Annotated in this window: 4 protein-coding genes; 2 read left to right on the top strand and 2 right to left on the bottom strand. The window is 71.9% G+C overall.

Annotated elements, in window-relative coordinates; all coding sequences use genetic code 11:
- Window positions 1-196: 196 nt before the first annotated feature.
- Window positions 197-1,153 (top strand): ACP S-malonyltransferase, encoded by a 957-nt coding sequence (locus tag QP089_RS23610; RefSeq protein WP_285914027.1) that lies wholly within the window; start codon window positions 197-199, stop codon window positions 1,151-1,153.
- Here QP089_RS23610 and QP089_RS23605 read toward each other — a convergent pair.
- Complete coding sequence (locus QP089_RS23605) at window positions 1,150-1,398, bottom strand: acyl carrier protein (RefSeq protein WP_285914025.1); 249 nt, start codon at window positions 1,396-1,398, stop codon at window positions 1,150-1,152. The genes QP089_RS23610 and QP089_RS23605 overlap by 4 nt on opposite strands.
- Window positions 1,399-1,615: 217 nt before the next feature.
- Here QP089_RS23605 and QP089_RS23600 point away from each other — a divergent pair, with 217 nt between their 5' ends.
- Entirely contained in the window at window positions 1,616-3,166 is a 1,551-nt protein-coding gene (locus QP089_RS23600) for an AMP-binding protein (protein WP_285914023.1), read from the top strand.
- A gap of 24 nt (window positions 3,167-3,190) precedes the next feature.
- On the opposite strand, the gene QP089_RS23595 is transcribed toward QP089_RS23600, so the two are convergent.
- A complete protein-coding gene (locus QP089_RS23595) occupies window positions 3,191-20,194 on the bottom strand; it encodes a type I polyketide synthase (protein ID WP_285914021.1) in 17,004 nt (5,667 codons plus the stop codon).
- Window positions 20,195-20,196 lie beyond the last annotated feature (2 nt).

Genomic DNA, 20,196 nt, shown 5'->3' with positions numbered 1-20,196 from the left:
TGATGCCTCGCCTCGTGAGTCGGCCGACAATCGAACCAACTCCTAACATGGCCTGATCTGCGGCGGCAAGCGACCCTTACCCTGACGCATCGCTCTTAGGGGGTGGTTAGGGGTGGATTCCCGCGGGCGGCGCCCGACCGGGAAACCCGGCGCCGGTAACCTCGGGATCCGAACTCCTCTGCGGAAGGACGGAAACGTGGGCGCCGATTCTCGCACCGGAACCGCGGTCGTGTTTCCCGGCATGGGTCCGACGGCGTTCGCGGACCTGGCGAAGTTCATGCTGGTCAACCCGTCGGCGCGGCGGCTGGTCAGGACTGCGGACGAGGTTCTCGGCTATTCGCTCATCGACCGTTACCGCGAGACCGACGGCGACTACACCGAATTCTCCCAGGTCTCGTTCATGGTGACGTGCCTCGCTCTCGCCGAATGGGCCGAAAAGGTGCTCGGGATGCGGCCGGAGATCTGCGCCGGGCCGAGTTTCGGCGGTCGCGCCGCCGCCGTCTATTCCGGTGGGCTGGCCTTTCCCGACGCCGTCCGGATGGCCGCGCGGTGGGCCAACTGCGTGGACGAGTACTTCACCCGCGAGCACACGGGCCTGGTGACGCAGTCGTTCCTGCGGACCCCGGAGGACGTTCTGGCGGAGGTGCTGCGGGAACTCGACGAGCAGGGCGAGTGGTACGACGTCTCCTGCTACATCGACCATGACATCTACCTGCTCTCCCTGCGCGAGGAGAAGCTGGAATGGTTGAAGCGGCGGCTGCGCGCCTCGGGCGGGCTGCCGGTCTACGCGATGCGTCCGCCCATGCATTCCCGTGCGTTCGGGCCGCTGCGCGACAAGGTGGAGCGGGAGGTCTTCGCCGACCTGACTTTCACCGACCCGCAGATTCCCGTCGTCGCGGATCAGGACGGCAGCGTGGTGGATTCCGCGGCGGGCCTGCGGGAGATGCTGCTGGACGGGTTCGTTCGGCCTGTTCGCTGGCCGGACGTGGTGGGCACGCTGAAGCGCAGAGGCATCGGGAAGCTGTACATCTCCGGGCGCGACCATCTCTTCGGACGTGTCGCGTGCACGACGGAGAACTTCGAGGTGGTGCCAGTCGCTCCGGCGACGGCGCTGCAGCCGCGGCGCCGGAGCGCGCTCGCCGGAACGTCCTAGGCCGCCGCCTCGATCATTTTGGACAGCTCGCCCCAGAGCGTGTCGGGAGTGGCGAAGTTCTCCATGTTGAGCGCGTCGTCGGTGAACCGCACGTTGTAGGTGCGTTCCAGGGCGGCGAGCACTTCCACGACGCCGATGGAGTCCAGCCCCAGGTCGAAGAGGCGGGTGTCGCCGCGGAGCGGGTCGCCTGCGGAAAGGTACGGCAGGTGGCCGCGGAGTATCTCCTCGAATCGACTGTCCCACATACCGCCATCATCCTTTCCGGCCGCGTGACGTTGTTCTGTGACTGCGCCGGCTTCCTGCCGCAGGATACGCGCGGGCCGCGGCCGCGGCATCCTCAGGCGCGGCCAGGGGTTCTCTCGCGCCAGCCGGCTCAGCAGAATGACATGGTGGTGGCGATCACCAGGTAGGTCAATGGTCACGGATATCGCGGCGCCGCCGGCGCCTGGCTGCGGGGAACGAATGAGCGACGCCATCGGGTTCGGGCTTCCCGCGCGGTTTCTCCGCGGACTGGCCAAGGCGCCGCGGAATGCCGCGCTTCGTGTCGACGCGAAGGCCGTGAGTTACGAGGAGGTCCACGAGCTCGCCTTGCGCTGGGCGGGGGCGATGCTGGCGGGGACGTCCGCACGGCCGAAAGCGGTCGGCGTGCTGGCGGGCAAGGGCGTCGAGTCCTATGTCGGCATTCTGGCCGCGCTCTATGCGGGCGCGACCGTCGTGCCGTTGAGCGTCGACTTCCCGGCCGACCGCACCAGGCGGATGCTCGAGATCTCCGGAACGTCGATGGTCGTGGCCGATGAACGAGGGCTCGCGGTCCTCGGTGCGCTTTCGGACGCAGGGCTGGACGTCCCGGCACTGGCGCCCGGTCAAAACGGTGGCGACGACGGACGGATGACCCGGATACCGCTCGGGCAGCGCGCCGGGCTTCATGAACCGGTTCCGGTCGCGGCGTCCGATGTGGCCTACGTGCTGTTCACGTCGGGGTCGACCGGCCGCCCCAAGGGTGTGCCGATCACCCACGGCATGGTGCACCACTACTTCCAGCACGCGGACGCCAGATACGACTTCACCGAGTCCGACGTCTTCTCCCAGACGTTCGACGTGAATTTCGACTGCGCGATGTTCGACATGTTCTGCGCGTGGGGTGCGGGCGCGACCGTGCAGACCATCCCGGCGGCCGCGTATCGGAAACTGCCCGAATTCCTCGCCGAGACCGGGATGAGCGTGTGGTTCTCCGTCCCCAGCACCATCTCGCTGATCCGCAGGATGGGCGGTCTCGCGCCCGGCGGGATGCCGACGCTGCGGTGGAGCCTGTTCGCGGGTGAGGCGTTGCGTGCGGACGACGCCGCGGCGTGGCAGGCGGCGGCACCCGGATCGACGGTGGAGAACATCTACGGGCCGACCGAACTCACTGTGACGATCACCGGGCACCGCTGGTCCCCCGAGGTCTCGCCCGGGTCGTGCGTGAACGGTCTCGTGCCGATCGGGTCGATCCACGAAGGCCACGAGTACCTGCTGATCGGCCCGGACGGCGCCGTCGCGGACCGCGAGGGCGAGCTGTGCGTGACCGGGCCGCAGATGACCGCGGGCTACCTCGATCCGTCCGACGACGAAGGCCGGTTCCTCGAACGCGGAGGGCGCCGCTGGTACCGCACCGGCGACCGGGTCCGGCTGCTCGGCGACGGGGAACTGGTCTACCTCGGCCGGCTGGACTCCCAGGTGCAGCTGAACGGGTGGCGGGTCGAACTGGCGGAGATCGAGCACGCGGTCCGGGGCTGCGCGGGCGTGCAGGACGCGGTCGCGGTGGTCCGCACCGGCGGTGACGGCCCGCGGATCACCGTCTTCTACACCGGCGCGCCGTCGTCCCCGGCGGAGCTCGCCCGGCAGCTGCGCCGGATCCTGCCGGCCGGGATGATGCCCAAGCAGTTCCAGCACGTCGACGAGTTCCCGCTGAACGCCAACAGGAAGATCGACCGGGCGCGGCTCGCCGCCGCGGCCGCGCCCGCGTCCGGCTGACCGAGGTACTCCCCCGGCGGGCCGTCAGCTCTCCAGCTCGTTGTCGAGGATGTCGAAGATCTCCTCGGCGGTCGCCGACTCCAGGTCGTCGGACTCCTCCGGTTCGGCGTTCGCGCCGTCCGCCAGCTTCGCCGCCAGGGCGCGCAGCCGCAGCGTGATCCGCCCCTTGGCCGCCTCGTCCGCCGCGCCGTTGGCCAGCAGCCGTTCGAAGCGGTCGAGCTCCTCCTCGATGGACGGCGGAGCGAGGTCGGGCATGAGCTCCGCCACGAGGAAGCGCGACAGCGCGACCGCGTTCGGATAGTCGAAGATCAGCGTCGCCGGGAGGCGGAGGCCGGTCAGCGCGCCCAGCCGGTTGCGCAGGTCGAGGGACGCCAGCGAGTCCAGCCCCAGTTCGGTGAAGCCGCGTTCCGGGTCGACCGCGTCGGGACCGGCGTGGCCGATCACGGCGGCGACGTGCGTCCGCACGAACGTCAGCGCCACCGCGTCGCGTTCCCGCTCCGGCAGGCCGGCGAGGCGCTCGGCCATCGGCTCGTCTCCGCCGGGCTCGGGCACCCGCCGTTTCGGGGCTCGGACCAGTCCCCGCAGCAGCGCCGGGACGGGCTCCGAGCTCGCCCGCGATCGCAACCCCGGCAGATCGAGATGCATCGGCAGCGTGACGGGGCGCGCCGCCTCGAGCGCGGTGTCGAAGAGCGCCAGGCCGTCCTCGGTGGTGAGCGGCCGCAGCCCGGAACGTGCGAGGCGCTGCCGGTCGGCGCCGGACAGCTGCCCGGCCATGCCGCCGGTCGCGTCCCACGGCCCCCACGCCAGCGATACGGCGGGCAGGCCGCGGGCGTGCCGGTGCAAGGCCAGCGCGTCCAGGAACGCGTTCGCCGCCGCGTAGTTCGCCTGCCCGGACGGGCTGTAGACACCGGCGGCCGACGAGAACAGCACGAACGCCGACAGGTCCAGCGCTGCGGTGAGCTCGTGCAGGTTCCACGCCGCGTCGACCTTCGGCCTCAGCACCCGCTCGAACCGCTCCCGGCTCAGGGCGGAGACGACACCGTCGTCCAGGACGCCCGCGGCATGGACCACCGCGGTGAGCGGGCGGTCGGACGGCACGCCCGCCAGCACCGCGGCGAGCGCCTGCCGGTCCGCCGCGTCGCAGGCGACCGACGCGGCAGCGGCCCCCAGTTCGGCGAGTTCGCTGACCAGGGGTTCCGCTCCCCCGCGGCGGCTCACCAGCAGCAGATGCCGGACGCCGTGCGCGGTGACCAGGTGCCGGGCGAGCGCGCCGCCGAGTGCGCCGGTCGCGCCGGTGACGAGGACCGTTCCGTCCGGGTCGAAGACCGGTCCGTGCTCCGCGCCGGTCGCGTGCGGCGCCCGGGCCAGGCGCGGCACGGTGACCTGCCCCGCCCGCACCGCCATCTCGGGTTCCTCGGACCGCGCCACCTTGGGCAGTACGCGGACGGACTCGGGGCTTTCGTCGATGTCGATCAGGAGGAACCTGCCCGGGTTCTCCTCCTGCGCGGCCCGGACCAGTCCGAGGACCGGGGCCTGCGCGAGATCGACGCCGTGCTCTCCGGCACCGACCGCGCCGCGGGTGACGATGGCGAGCTTCGACGCTTCGAGGCGGGGGTCGCCGAGCCAGGTCTGCAACGTCTCCAGGACGCGGTACGTCACGGACCTGACGGTTTCCGGGACGCTGCCGGTGGTCGCACCAGTCCAGCACGGCAGGATGACGAGGTCGGGGACCGGCCCCTCGGCCGCCATCGCGTCCAGGGTCGGGCGGAGGGGGACGTCCAGACCGAGATCATCGCTACCGACGACGGCGACGGAACCGGCGGCGTCCTGCGGCTGCGTAGGCGCGGGCGTCCATTGCACCTCGAACAGCGACTCGTGGTGTGCGCGGCGCTCGAGCGATTCGGCCGGAAGTGCCCGCAGCGTCAGCGAGCCCACCGACGCGACCGGACGGCCCGCCGCATCCGCCAGTTGCAACGACATCGTGTCGTCGGCGGTCTCCTCCAGCCTCACGCGCAACGAGGTAGCGCCCGCCGCGTGGACGGTCACCTGCGACCACGCGAACGGAAGGGCTGGCGCGGCCGAGGCCTCGCGTCCCGAACCGAAGGCGTGCAGTGCGGCGTCCAGCGCCGCCGGGTGCAGCCCGAACCCATCGACCGATGTGCCCTCGGGCAGCGCGACCTCGGCGAACACCTCGCCGCCGCGCCGCCACACCGCCCGGACGCCCTGGAAGAGCGGGCCGTAGGACAGGCCGGTCTGCGCCATGTCCTCGTAGAGGCCCGTCACGTCCACCGGTTCGGCGTCCGCGGGCGGCCACTGGGACAGGTCGAACGACGGGGCGCCGGAAGCGGGCAGCAGGACGCCTTCGGCGTGCCTCGTCCACGGCTCATCCGCCTCACCGGCGCGCGAGTAGACGATCACGGTGCGGCGGTCCAGCTCGTCGGCCTGCTCGACGACGACCTGCACCTGGACGGCGTCCTGCTCGTCCAGGACGAGCGGTGCCTGGAGTACCAGTTCCTCCAGCTGGCCGGCGCCGACCTCCTCGCCGGCGCGGACGGCCATCTCCACGAAGGCCGTCCCGGGCAGCAGGACGGCGCCGCCCACCACATGGTCCGCCAGCCAGGGATGGGACCGCGCCGACAGGCGACCGGTCAGGACGACGCCGTCCGCGTTCGGCAGCGGGACGGCGGCCCCCAGCAGCGGATGGTTCGTCGGCTCCTGCCCCAGTCCGGACGGGTCTCCCGACGACGGCGCGGGGGCTTCCAGCCAGTACCGCTCGCGCTGGAACGCGTAGGTCGGCAGCCCGACCCGGCGCGCGCCACGGCCGTCGAAGAACGCGGCCCAATCCACCTCGTGACCGGCGGCATGGATCCGGCCCAGTGCCGAGACGGCTGTGTGCTCCTCATCGCGGTCGCGGCGCAGCAGCGGCACCAGCGTCACGCCGTCGGCCGCGGTCTCGGCGGCCATCGCCGTCAACGCGCCATCGGGACCCGCCTCCACCATGGTCGTGACGCCCTCGCCGCACAGGGTCCGCACGACGTCGCCGAACCGCACCGCGTCCCGAACCTGGCGGACCCAGTAGTCGGGGTCGGTCAGCTCGCCCGGCTCCGCGATGCTTCCCGTCGCCCCCGACACCACGCAGGTCACCGGCTCGGCGTACGACACCGACTTCGCTACGGCGGCGAACTCGGTGAGCATCGGTTCCATCAGGTATGAGTGGAAGGCATGCGAGACGCGCAGGCGCCGCGCCCGCACCCCGCGCTCCTCGAACACCGCCATCACGGCCGTGATGGCGGTTTCTTCGCCGGAGATCACCGTCTGGGACGGGCCGTTCACTGCCGCGATGTCGACGCCGTCCTTCAACTCCGCGCGGACGTCGTCCTCGGACGCGGCGATCGCAGCCATCGCGCCATCGCTCGGGAGCGCCTGCATCAACCGGCCGCGTGCCGCCACGAGCGCCGCCGCGTCCGCCAACGCCCACACCCCTGCGACATAGGCCGCGGCGAGTTCACCAATCGAATGGCCCGCCACGTAGTCGGGCGCGATGCCCCACGATTCCAGCAGGCGGAACAGAGCCACCTCGTTGGCGAACAGCGCCGGCTGTGCGTAAGCCGTCTGGTCGAGCAGATCCGGCTCGTCGCGAATGACCTCGCGGATCGAACGGTCGACATGCTCGTCCAGCGCTGCGCAGACGTCATCGAATGCCGATGCGAAGACCGGGAAGGACGCGTACAGGCCTTGTCCCATCCCGAGGCGCTGCGCGCCCTGGCCGGTGAACAGCACGGCCAGTTGCCCATCCGAGGCGTTCTGGAGGTCGGCGCCGACCAGTCCCGCCAGTAGTTCTTCGCGAGTGGCGCCCGCCGCGACGGCTCGATGGGGCAGGTGTGCGCGTGCGGTCGCCAGCGAGAACCCGACATCAAGCGGGGTCAACTCGGGACGGTCGGCAACGTAGTCGCGCAGCCGCGCCACCTGCTCGGACAGTGCCTGCGCCGACCGCGCGGACACCACCCACGGCACCACACCAGCACTCGGTTCCGGTACGGGAGCAGGTTCCGGTTCAGGAGCCTCTTCCAAGATGACGTGCGCGTTCGTGCCACTGAAACCGAACGACGACACCCCCGCCCGGCGCGGCCTCCCCACGGACGGCCACTCCCGCGCCTCCCCCAACACCCGCACCTCGCCCGCCGACCAATCCACATGCGAGGACGGCGCGTCCACATGCAGCGACCTGGGCAGCCGGTGGTGCCGCATCGCCTCGATCATCTTGATCACACCGGCCACACCCGCCGCCGCCTGCGTATGACCCAGATTCGACTTCACCGACCCCACCCACAACGGACCCGACTCGCCCCGCTCCTGCCCATACGTCGCCAGCAACGCCTGCGCTTCTATCGGGTCGCCCAACCTGGTGCCGGTGCCGTGCGCCTCGACCGCATCCACATCGGCCACCGACAACCCCGCACCCGCCAATGCCTGACGAATCACACGCTGCTGCGACGGGCCATTCGGTGCCGTCAACCCATTGGACGCACCATCCTGATTCACCGCCGAACCACGGACAACCGCCAACACCTGGTGGCCGTTGCGGCGGGCGTCCGACAGACGCTCCACCACCAGGACCCCGACACCCTCCGACCACGCCGTCCCGTCAGCGGCCTCGGCGAACGCCTTACACCGCCCATCGGGCGCCAACCCACGCTGCCGCGAAAAATCAACAAACGTCTCGGGGGTGGCCATCACCGTCACACCGCCTGCCAGCGCCAGCGAACACTCACCCGACCGCAGCGCCTGCCCCGCCAAATGCAACGCCACCAACGACGACGAACACGCGGTATCGACCGATACGGCAGGGCCTTCAAGGCCGAAGGTGTAAGAGATCCGGCCGGACGCGACGCCACCCGAGCCGCCCGTTCCGAGGTAGCCCTCCACGCCCTCGGGCGCGACGACGTGCTGGGCGTAGTCGTGGTAGATCACTCCGGCGAATACGCCGGTGTCGCTTCCGCGAAGGCCCAGCGGGTTGATTCCGGCGCTTTCCAGCGCCTCCCACGACGCCTCCAGCAGCAACCGCTGCTGCGGATCCATCGCCAACGCCTCACGCGGCGAGATACCAAAGAACGCCGCATCAAACTCAGCAGCGTCATAAAGGAACCCGCCCTCACGGACATAACTTTTCCCCACCACAGCAGGATCAGGATCGAACAGATCATGATCCCAACCACGGTCAGCCGGGAACTCGCTGATGGCATCACCGCCACGCTCCAGCAAACGCCACAGATCTTCCGGCGACCGCACACCACCGGGGAATCGGCAGCTCATGCCGACAATGGCCAGCGGGTCGTCGGAGACGGCGGCCGGCGCGGCCGCCTCGCTGGTCACCGGTTGCTCGCCGAGCAGTTCCGTGCGCAGGAACGCGGCGACGTCGGCCGGGGACGGGTAGTCGAAGACGAGCGTCGCGGGCAGCCGCACACCGGTCTCCTCCGCCAACCGGTTCCGCAATTCCACCGCGATCAGCGAGTCGACGCCCGCCTCGCGGAAGGAGCGGTTCAGCTGCACGCTCGCAGGGTCGGTATGGCCGAGGACGATGGCGACGTTCCGGCGGACCAGTTCCACGAGACGGGCGGCCGCGTCCTCCGCGGGGAGCGCCGCGAGCCGGGCCGCGAGCCCTTCGTCTTGCTCGGCGTTGCCCGCGACGCGGCGTCCCTGCCCACCGGCGAGGCCTCGTAGCAACGCCGGCACCGGGCCATTGCGGAGACGGGCGATGTCCAGACGTACCGGCACGACCAGCGGCTCGCCGACCGCGTCAGCGGCGTCGAAAAGGGCGAGCCCGAGGTCGTCCGACAATCCGAGAACGCCGTCACGGGCGATCCTTTCCCGGTCGGCCGCCTCCAGTCCCGAGGTCATTGCGCTGGTGCGCTCCCACAGCCCCCACGCCAGCGAAACGGCGGGCATTCCCAGGCCGCGCCGATAAGCCGCGAGCGCGTCCAGGAAGGTGTTCGCCGCCGCGTAATTGCCCTGGCCTGCGCTGCCCATCACACCGGACACGGAGGAGAACAGCGCGAACATCGACAGGTCCGCATCGCGGGTCAATTCGTGCAGGTTCCACGCCGCGTCCACCTTGGGCCGCATCACGGTGTCCATTCGGCCGGGCGAAAGCGACCCGATCACCCCGTCATCGACGACGCCCGCGGTGTGCACCACTCCGACCAGCGGATGGTCCGTTGCGATCGTCCCGATCACATCCGCCAGGGCGTCACGGTCCGACGCGTCGCACGCCGCCACCCGCACGGCCGCGCCCAGGTCCGCGAGTTCGGCGACCAGGTCGTCCATGCCGGGCGCCTCGGTTCCCCGGCGGCTCACCAGCAGCAGGTTCCGCACGCCGCGTTCGGCGGCCAGATGGCGGGCGACCAGGCCGCCGAGCGCTCCGGACGCCCCCGTCACCAGTACCGTTCCAGCAGGATCGAGCGCTTGCGGGATCGAGAGGACGACCTTGCCGATGTGCCGGACCTGGCTCACATACCGGAACGCCTCCGGAGCACGGCGCACATCCCAGGTCACCAGTGGCAGCGGGCTGAGCGCGCCGGCGGCGAACAGTTCGCACAGCGCCGCGAACATTTCCTGGATGCGGTCGAAGCCCGCGTCCATGACGTCGAACGCCTTGTAGCGCACGCCCGGATGGTCGGCTGTGACCTGGGCCGCGTCGCGGACGTCTGTCTTGCCCATCTCCACGAACCGTCCACCGCGTGGCAGCAGCCGCAGTGACGCGTCCACGAACTCGTTGGCCAGCGAGTTCAGGACGACGTCCATTCCCCGGCCCGTGGTGGCCTGAAGGAATTCCGGTTCGAAATCGAGGGTTCGCGACGACGCGATATGCACATCGTCCAAGCCCCACGCGCGCAGCGTGTCCCATTTGCCGGGGCTTGCCGTGCCGAAGACGTCCGCGCCGAGATGCCGCGCGATCTGCACGGCGGCGATTCCCACTCCCCCAGCGGCGGCGTGAACCAGCACGGACTCGCCCGGCCGGAGACCGGCCAGGTCCACCAGCGCGTAGTACGTGGTCAGGTACACCACCGGAACCGTCGCCGCCTCCGCGAACGACCAGCCGTCCGGAATGCGCGCCATGAGCCGCCGGTCGGCGACCGCCACGGGCCCGAACGCGCCGGAGAACATGCCCATCACCCGATCGCCCGGCGCCAGATCCCGCACGCCGGAGCCGACGTCCAGGACGACCCCCGCGCCCTCCAACCCCAGCAGGCCCGCCTCACCCGGGTACATGCCCAGCACGTTCAGCACGTCCCGGAAGTTCATCCCGGCCGCCCGCAGCCCGACCCGCACCTCGCCCGCGCCGAGCGGGCCCGACACGTCGTCGCGTTCCACCAGGCGCAAGCCGTCCAGCGTCCCCTTGGTCGGGGTGTCCAACCGCCACGCCGCCGCGCCGGCCGGGACCGGCAGCCTCGCCCCGGCCGTCCGGGCGAGGCGCGGCACCCGCGGTTCTCCGTCCCGCACCGCGAACTCCGGCTCCCCGGCGGCCAGCCCGGCGGCGACCGCGTCCGCGCACCCGGCCAGGTCATCGACGTCCACCAGCACGAAACGGTCCGGATTCTCCGCGCGCGCCGATCGGATTAGCCCCCAGATCGAGGCCTGGGCGAGGTCGATCCGATCGTCGTTCGGGCCGCCCGCCGCGATGGCCTGCGAGGTCAGCACGACGAGGCGTCCGTCGGCGAACCGGTCGTCCGCCAGCCATTGCTGGACGCGGGCGAGCACCTGATACGCCGTTTCGCGCGCAGCCTCGGGCACGTGCGAATTGCCGGACGGGCTCGGGGCACAGGCGAGGACCACGTTCTCCGGCGTCGCGGCGCCCTGGTCGATCGCTGCGGCCAACGCGTCCAGGTCCGGGTAGAGCGGCGCCTCGAAACCGAGGTCGGGGTCGGCGCCGACGACCGCCCACGTTGCCGTTGCCTGATCCACTGGTCCGGACGTCGTCAGAGGCGCCCACTCCAGCTCGAACAGCGCATCGTGCAGCCCTGGTCCGCTCAGCTTCCCGGTCGGCAGTTCCCGGAGCACCAGCGCATCCACCGACGCCACGGGACGGCCGGTCGCATCGGCGAGCTGAAGCGAGACCGTGTCCGCCGCGGTCTCATCGAGACGCACCCGAAGAGTCGTCGCGCCCACGGCGTGCAGCGCCACACCCGACCACGCGAACGGCAATGTGGGCTCGACCGCCGTGCCGCGCCCCGCGCCCATCCCGTGCAAGGCCGCATCCAGCAAGGCCGGGTGCAACCCGAAGCCTTCGACCGGCACCCCGTCCGGCAGCGCGACCTCGGCGAACACCTCGCCGCCGCGACGCCACGCCGCACGCAGCCCCCGGAAGACCGGCCCGTAGGCCAGTCCGGCCGCGTCCAGTTCGCCGTAAAGGCCCTCGACATCGACCGCCTCGGCACCGGTCGGCGGCCATTGGGTCAGATCGAACGACGGGGGTGTCGGCGCGGAAGTGAGAACGCCGCGCGCGTGCAGCATCCACGGGCTGTCGGCGTCGTCGGATGCAGGACGGGCGTGGACGCTCACCGCACGGCGGCCGCGCTCGTCGGCCCCGTCCACCCTCACCTGAACCTGCGCCGCGCCGCGCTCGGCCAGAACGAGCGGCGCCTCCAGGACCAGTTCGTCCAGATGCCCCGCACCGACCTCGTCCCCGGCACGGATGGCCATCTCCACGAACGCCGTCCCCGGCAGCAGCACGGCACCGTCCACCACGTGGTCGGTCAGCCACGGATGCGATCGCAACGACAAGCGTCCGGTCAGCAGAGCGCCGTCAGAATCCGGCGACCTCACCGCCGCACCCAGCAGCGGATGGTGCGCCGGCTCCTGGCCCAGCTCGGACGGATCGCCCGCGTCCGATCCCGCGTCCAGCCAATACCGCCGATGCTGGAAGGCGTAGGTCGGCAGCTCGACCCTGCGGGCGCCCCGGCCGGCGAAGAAGCTCGTCCAGTCGACCCGGTGTCCCCGTGTGTGGATGCGGCTCAACGCCGAAACGGCGGCGTGTTCCTCGTCGCGATCGCGGCGCAGCAGCGCGATCAGTTCTGCGTCGTCGCCTGCGGATTCTGCGGCCATCGCCGTCAGCGCCGCGTCCGGCCCCGCCTCAACGAACGTGCCCACACCTTCGGTACGCAGCGATTGGACGGCGTCACCGAACCGGACCGCCTCGCGCACCTGCCGCACCCAATAGCCCGGATCGCTCAGCTCACCCGACTCGGCGAGGCGCCCAGTCACTCCGGACACCACAGCGATGTCCGGTTCGGCGTACGACAGCGACTCCGCCACCGCAGCGAACTCCGCCAGCATCGGCTCCATCAGGTGCGAATGGAAGGCGTGCGAGACCCGCAGCCGACGCGTCCGCACACCTCGTTCCTCGAAAATCGCCACCACGGCCGCCACCGCCGACTCCGGACCCGACACCACCACCTGCGACGGCCCATTCACCGCCGCAATATCCACCTCCCCGGTCAGAACCGCCCGCACATCGTCCTCGGACGCGGCGAACGCAGCCATCGCGCCGCCACTCGGCAACGCCTGCATCAACCGGCCACGCGCCGCCACCAACGCAGCCGCATCCCCCAACGACCACACACCCGCGACGTGAGCAGCCGCCAACTCACCGATCGAATGGCCCGCCACATAGTCGGGTGCGATCCCCCACGACTCCAGCAACCGGAACGCCGCAACCTCAACCGCGAACAACGCCGGCTGGGTGTAGGCCGTCTGGTCCAGCAGGTCCGCGTCACCGGAGATAACTTCGCGGATGGGACGGTCTAGATGCTCGTCAAGCACCGCGCAGACGTCATCGAAGGTTGAAGCGAACACCGGGAACGCCGCATACAACCCCTGGCCCATCCCGAGCCGCTGCGCACCCTGACCGGTGAACAACACCGCCAACTTCCCACCGGATACGGCCTGCCCCGCAGCCGCCTCCAACCCGGCCAGCAACTCCTCACCGGAGACACCGACCGCAGTCGCCCGATACGGCAAATGAGCACGGGAAGTCGCAAGAGAGAACCCGACGTCCACCGGAGCAAGCTCCGGACGCGCCGCTACAAAGTCTCGCAGCCGCGCCACCTGACCCGCCAACGCCTGCGCCGACCGCGCCGACACCACCCACGGCACCACACCATCGCTCCGCTCCGGTGCAGGAGCAGGCTCAGGAGCGGGTGCTTCCTCCAAAATCACGTGGGCGTTGGTGCCGCTGATCCCGAACGACGACACACCCGCCCGCCGCGGCCGACCCGCAGACGGCCACTCCCGCCCCTCGGCCAGCAACTCGACCTCGCCCGCCGACCAATCCACATGCGACGACGGAACATCGATATGGAGGGACTTGGGCAGCGTCCCATGGCGCATCGCCTGGACCATCTTGATCACACCAGCCACGCCCGCCGCCGCCTGCGTATGCCCAAGGTTGGACTTCACCGACCCGACCCACAGCGGGCCAGACTCGCCTCGCTCCTGCCCATAGGTAGCCAGCAGCGCCTGCGCCTCGATCGGGTCGCCCAACGTGGTGCCGGTGCCGTGCGCCTCCACCGCGTCCACATCCGCCACCGACAACCCAGCACTGGCCAACGCCTGCCGGATCACCCGCTGCTGCGACGGACCGTTCGGCGCCGTCAACCCATTCGACGCACCATCCTGATTCACCGCCGAACCCCGCACCACCGCAAGCACCTGGTGCCCATTACGGCGAGCGTCCGACAGACGCTCCAGAACCACGACTCCGACGCCTTCGGACCAGCCCGTGCCATCAGCCGCATCGGCGAACGACTTGCACCGCCCGTCAGACGCCAACCCGCCCTGACGATAAAAGTCGACGAAGGTATCCGGCGTGGACATCACCGTCACCCCACCGGCCAACGCCAGCGAGCACTCACCCGACCGCAACGCCTGACCGGCCAGGTGCAACGCCACCAGCGACGACGAACACGCCGTATCGATCGACACCGCCGGACCCTCGAACCCGAACGTGTACGCCACACGCCCCGACACCACACTGCCCAGGCTGCCGTTCCCCAAGAATCCGGCCACGTCCTCAGGGACCACCCGCACCCGCGACGCGTAATCGTGGTACATCACCCCGGCGAACACACCGGTGTCGCTCTCCCGAAGCCCCACCGGGTCAATACCGGCGGCTTCCAGCGCCTCCCACGACACCTCCAGCAGCAACCGCTGCTGCGGGTCTATCGCGACCGCTTCGCGCGGCGAGATACCAAAGAATTCGGGATCGAAGTCCGCGGCGTCGTAAAGGAAACCGCCCTCGGCTGAGAAAGAGCCGGTGGAGGCTGGGGAATCCGAGCTGAAAAGGTCGTCACCCCAGCCGCGGTCGGTGGGGAAGCCGGAAATGCCGTCTCCGCCGCGCTCGACCAGGCCCCACAGGTCGTCCGGGGACGACACACCGCCGGGGAACCGGCACGCCATGCCCACGACCACCACCGGGTCGTCCGCAACGGACACCGGGCGCGGTGTCACCTTGGCGTGCCGGGTGTCCTCGCCGAACAGCCGGCCGTGCAGGAACCGGGTGATCGCCAGTGGGGTGGGGTGGTCGAAGGTGAGCGTTGCGGGGAGGCGCAGGCCGGTGGCGGTGTTCAGGCGGTTGCGGAATTCGACGGCGGCCAGCGAGTCGAAGCCGACGGAACTGAAGGGTGCGTCGGGGTCGATCGCCTCGGATCCGGGATGGCCCAGGACCGCGGCCGCGTGGGACCGGACCAGATCGAGCAGTTCCTCGTCGCGCCGTGCGTCCGAAAGAGTCTCCAGGCGTTGGCGCAGGGACGCGTCACCGGCGGTGGTCTGCGCTCGGCGGAGCGGTCGCCGGACGAGGCCCTGGAAGATCGGCCGCACGTCGGCGGCCGTGTCGCGGAGCGCGGCGAGGTCGAGGCGGATGGGGAGCAGCACGGGGTCCTGCATGCTCCGAGCCAGGTCGAGGAGCGACAGTCCTTGGTCGGCGGACAGCGGGAGGACGCCTTGGCGGGCCATGCGCGCCACGTCCGCGTCGGTGAGGCGGGCGGCCATGCCGGTCTCTTCGGTCCACAGGCCCCAGCCGAGGGCCAGGGCGGGCAGGCCGATGGAGCGCCGGTGACGGGCGAGGGCTTCGACGAAGGCGTTCGCGGCGGCGTAGTTGCCCTGTCCGGGGCCGTCCATGGTCGCGGAGGCGCTGGAGAACAGCACGAACTCGGCGAGGTCGGGGAGGTCGGCGGTCAGCTCGTGCAGGTTCCAGGCGGCGTCGGCCTTGGGACGGAACACGCGGTCGACATGCTCCGGGGTGAGGGAGCCGACCAGCCCGTCGTCCACGATTCCGGCCAGGTGGACGACGGCGGTGAGCGGGTGTTCCGCGGGGATCGACGCGAGCAGGTCCGCGACGGCCTGCCGGTCGCCCACGTCGCACGCGGCGATGCGCACCGACGCGCCGAGTTCGGTGAGCGATGCGTGGAGTTCGGCGGCGCCGGGCGCGTCCATGCCTTGGCGGCCGGCGAGCAGGAGGTGCCGGACGCCATGCCGGTCGGCGAGATGGCGGGCCACGAGGCTGCCGATGCCGCCCGTTCCGCCGGTGACCAGGACGGTCCCGTCCGGATTCCATGCCGGAACGGCGGCCGCAATGTGGCCGGTGGCGCGGACGAGGCGGGAGGCGAGCAGCCGTCCGTCGCGGACGGCCAGCTCGGGCTCACCTGACGCGAGAGCGCGCGGGATCGCATCGACGGAGCCGGGCTCGTCGTCCAGGTCGACCAGGACGAAGCGGCCCGGGTTCTCCGCCTCGGCCGACCGGACGAGGCCCCACACCGGCGCATGCGCGAGGCTCACCAGGTCGTCGCGGGCGACCGCTCCCCGGGTCACCACGATCATGCGGGCGTCGGCGAACCGTTCGTCGGCCGTCCAGGCCTGGACGAGGGCGAGCGCGCCGAGGGTGGCCTCGCGCGCGGCCGCCGCGGCGTCGGGCCGCCCGTCCGGGGCGATCGGCACCACGACGTCGGGCATCCGGCCGTCCGGGGGCCCGGCCGCGGCGAGGGCTTCGAGGTCGGGGTGGCTGCCGGCGTCGAGACCGAGCGTGTCGGGGCCGAGCACCGCCCACGGCGGCGGCGCGGTGTCCGTCTCCGGGACGGGGGTCCAGTCGACGCGGAACAGCGCGTCGCGGTGTCCGTGCTGGTCGGCGGCTCGCTCGGTGGGCAGGGGCCGCAGGATCAGCGTGTCGATCGAGGCGACCGGTCGTCCGGCCGGATCGGCGAGGGTCACGGCGATCCCGTCGCGGCCGTCCGGGGCCAGCCGCGCGCGCAACGCGGACGCCCCGGTGGCGTGCAGGGCCATTCCCGTCCAGGCGAAGGGGAGTTCGACACGGCCCGCGGAGCCGTCCGGGACGGCGTCGAGGGCGTGGAAGACGGCGTCGAGCAGGGCCGGATGCAGGCCGAACGCGCCGGTGTCGACGCCGTCGGGGACGGCGACCTCGGCGAAGACCTCGTCGCCGCGCCGCCATGCCTTCCGCAGTCCCCGGAACACCGGGCCGTAGCCGTATCCGATGTCGGCCAGGCGGTCGTAGAGGCCGTCGACGGGGAGTTCGGCGGCGCCTTCGGGGGGCCACACGTCCAGCGGCGCCGGTTCGGGCGGTGCGGTCGGGGCCAGGGTTCCGGCGGCGTGGCGGGTCCAGGGGGCGTCCTCGGCGGCGCCGTCGGGCTGGGAGTGCAGGACGAGCGGCCGCCGCCCGGTGCCGTCCGGGGCGCCGACGCCGAGCTGGACGCGGACGGCGCCGTGCTCGGGCAGGACGAGCGGCGCCTGCATGGCCAGCTCTTCGACGAGCGCGCATCCGACCTGGTCACCGGCCGCGATGGCGAGATCGGCGAAGGCGGTGCCGGGCAGCAGGACCGTGCCGTCCACGGCGTGGTCGGCGAGCCAGGGGTGGGTGCGGACGGACAGCCTGCCGGTGAGCAGCAGCCGGCCGTCCTCGGCGATCGTGACGCTGGAGCCGAGCAGCGGGTGCCCGGCGGCGCGCAGGCCGAGGTCTTCGGCGGCGCCGGTGCCGGTGCCCTGCTCCATCCAGTAGTTCCGACGTTGGAACGGGTAGGTGGGCAGGTCGATCCGGCGGGCGCGCCGCTCGGCGTGGACGCCGTGCCAGTCGAGGTCGGCTCCGGCGGCGTGGACGCGGGCGACCGACTCCATGAGCTGCGCCGCCTCGGGCCGGTCGCGGCGCAGCAGCGGCGCGAACACCGTCCGGCCGTCGCGGTCGGGCAGGCATTCCTGTGCCATGGCGCTCAGGACGGCGTCCGGGCCGAGTTCGACGAAGCTCCGCACGCCGAGGTCGTCGAGCCGCCGGATCCCGTCGGCGAACCGCACGGCCTCGCGCACGTGGCGGACCCAGTAGTGGGGGTCGCGCAGTTCGGCGGTGGTCGCCGGTTCCCCGGTCAGGTTCGACACGATCGGGATCGCCGGTGCCTCGTACGTCATCGCCTCGGCGACGCGCCGGAACTCGGTGAGCATCGCGTCCATGTGCGGTGAGTGGAAAGCGTGCGAGACGTCCAGGCGGCGCGTCCTGCGGCCGCGGTCGCTCCAGTGGGCGGCGATGTCCGCCACGGCGCCCGCGTCACCGGACACCACGACCGACGACGGGCCGTTGATCGCGGCGATGGCGGCCTCGTGCTCGCGGCCCGCCAGCAGCGGGCGCAGCTCGTCCTCGGTCGCCTCGATCGCCGCCATCGCGCCGCCGCCGGGAAGCTCCTGCATGAGGGCGCCGCGTATCGCGACGAGCGCGGCCGCGTCATCGAGGGAGAGCACGCCGGCGACGTGCGCGGCGGTCAGTTCGCCGATCGAGTGGCCCGCGACGAAGTCGGGCCGCAGCCCCCAGGAGTCCAGCAGCCGGAACAGCGCGGTCCCGAGCGCGAACAGGGCGGGCTGGGTGTAGGCGGTCCGGCCGAGCGTCTCGCGGTCGCCGAACACGTCGGCGAGCGGCCGTTCGAGGTGGCGGTCGAGGTAGTCGCAGGCTTCGTCGAACGCGTCGCGGAACACCCGGTGCGCGTCGTAGAGCTCGCGTCCCATGCCCGGCCGCTGGCTGCCCTGGCCGGTGAACAGGAACGCGACCTTGCCGCCGGACGTGGCGGTGCCGCGAATCAGGCCCGGTGCCTCGCCGCCGCGGACGAGCGCCGCGAGACCGTCGCGGAAATCGCCGGGCGTCGTCCCGAGGATGACGGCGCGGTGGTCGAGGGCCGAGCGCGTGGTGCCGAGGGAGTAGCCGGTGTCGACGGGCTGCTCCGCGTACGGCATCAGCCGTTCTGCCTGCGCGGCGAGGGCATCGGACGAGCGGGCCGAGATCGGCCACGCGAGCACCCCGCCGGGCTCGGCGGGTTCGGCGGGCTCGGCGGGCTCGGTGTCGGGTTGCGGCGCCTGTTCGAGGATCACGTGCGCGTTGGTGCCGCTGATGCCGAACGAGGAGACCCCGGCCCGGCGCGGACGGCCGGGATCAGGCCAGGGGCGCGTCCCGGTCAGCAGCTCGACCGGCGCGGACGCCCAGTCGACGTGCGGTGTCGGCTGCTCGGCGTGCAGCGTCCTGGGCAGCACGCCGTGGCGCAGCGCCATCACCATCTTGATGACGCCGGCGATCCCAGCGGCGGCCTGCGCGTGCCCGATGTTGGACTTGATCGACCCGAGCCACAGCGGACGCCCGGGCTCGCGGTCCCGCCCGTAGACGCCGATCACCGCCTGCGCCTCGATCGGGTCGCCGAGCGGGGTGCCGGTGCCGTGGGCCTCGACGGCGTCGACCTCGGCGGCGGCCAGGCCGGCGTCGGCGAGCGCCTGCCGGATCACCCGCTGCTGCGACAGCCCGTTGGGGGCGGTCAGGCCGTTGCTCTCACCGTCCTGGTTGATCGCCGAGCCGCGCAGCACGGCGAGGACCCGGTGCCGGTTGCGGCGGGCATCGCTCAGCCGCTCCAGCGCGACCATGCCGACGCCTTCGGCCCATCCGGTGCCGTCCGCGCCGGCGGAGAACGCCTTGCACCGCCCGTCCGGGGAGAGCCCGCGCAGCCTGCTGAACGCGACGAAGGCGCCCGGCCCGGCCATCACCGCGGCGCCGCCCGCCAGGGCAAGGGTGCACTCGCCCCGCAGTAGGGACCGGGCCGCCAGGTGCAGCGCCACCAGCGAGCTGGAGCACGCCGTGTCGACGGTCACGGCCGGGCCCTCCAGCCCGAAGGTGTAGGCGATCCGCCCCGACATCACGCTGGCCGCGTTGCCGGTCAGCAGGTAGCCCTCGGCCCCCTCCGGCGCCTCGTGCAGCCGGGGGCCGTACTCCTGGTACTCGGCGCCGACGAACACGCCGGTCCGGCTGCCGCGCAGCCCGGCGGGGTCGACGCCCGCCCGTTCGAGCACCTCCCAGGACGTCTCCAGCAGCAGCCGCTGCTGGGGGTCCATCGCCGCCGCCTCCCGCGGCGAGATCCCGAAGAAGCCCGCGTCGAACTCGCCGGCATCGTGCAGGAACCCGCCCTGGTCCGTGTAGGACGTGCCGTGCCGGTCCGGGTCGGGGTCGACGAGGGCGTCCAGGTTCCATCCGCGGCCGGTCGGGAGCCCCGATATGGCGTCCCGCTCGTCGAGCAGGAGCTGCCACAGCTCTTCCGGTGAGCGCGCTCCGCCGGGATAGCGGCAGCTCATTCCGACGATCGCCAGCGGTTCGTCGTCCGCGGCGGGGGTGCGCGCTGGTTCGGGCTCGTCGGCGGGCGGCGGCGTCCCGCGCAGCACCGTGTACAGGTGCCGCGCGAGCGCCGCCGGCGTCGGATGCTCGAACGCGACGGTGGTCGGCAGGTCGGCGCCGGTCGCCGCCACCAGCCGGTCGTGCAGCTGGACGGCGCCGATCGAGTCCAGGCCCAGCTCCCGGAACGGCCGGCCGGCGGCGAGCGGGCCGGGGTCCTCGCCCGTGACGGCGCGCAGGACCTCGGCGGCCTGCTCGCGCACCAGCTCCGTCAGCAGCCGCTCGGCCTCGATGCCGGGCACCGCGTCCAGTTCGAGCATGCTCTCGCGCTCCATCATCG

It is taken from the genome of Actinomadura opuntiae, from assembly GCF_030283205.1.
GTDB lineage: Bacteria > Actinomycetota > Actinomycetes > Streptosporangiales > Streptosporangiaceae > Spirillospora.
This window is presented reverse-complemented; position numbering and strand designations above follow the sequence as displayed.

Coding starts and splice junctions, on each gene's coding strand:
- QP089_RS23595 (WP_285914021.1), bottom strand. CDS start 20,194: ATGATGGAGCGCGAGAGCATGCTCGAACTGGACGCGGTGCCCGGCATC.
- QP089_RS23600 (WP_285914023.1), top strand. CDS start 1,616: ATGAGCGACGCCATCGGGTTCGGGCTTCCCGCGCGGTTTCTCCGCGGA.
- QP089_RS23605 (WP_285914025.1), bottom strand. CDS start 1,398: ATGTGGGACAGTCGATTCGAGGAGATACTCCGCGGCCACCTGCCGTAC.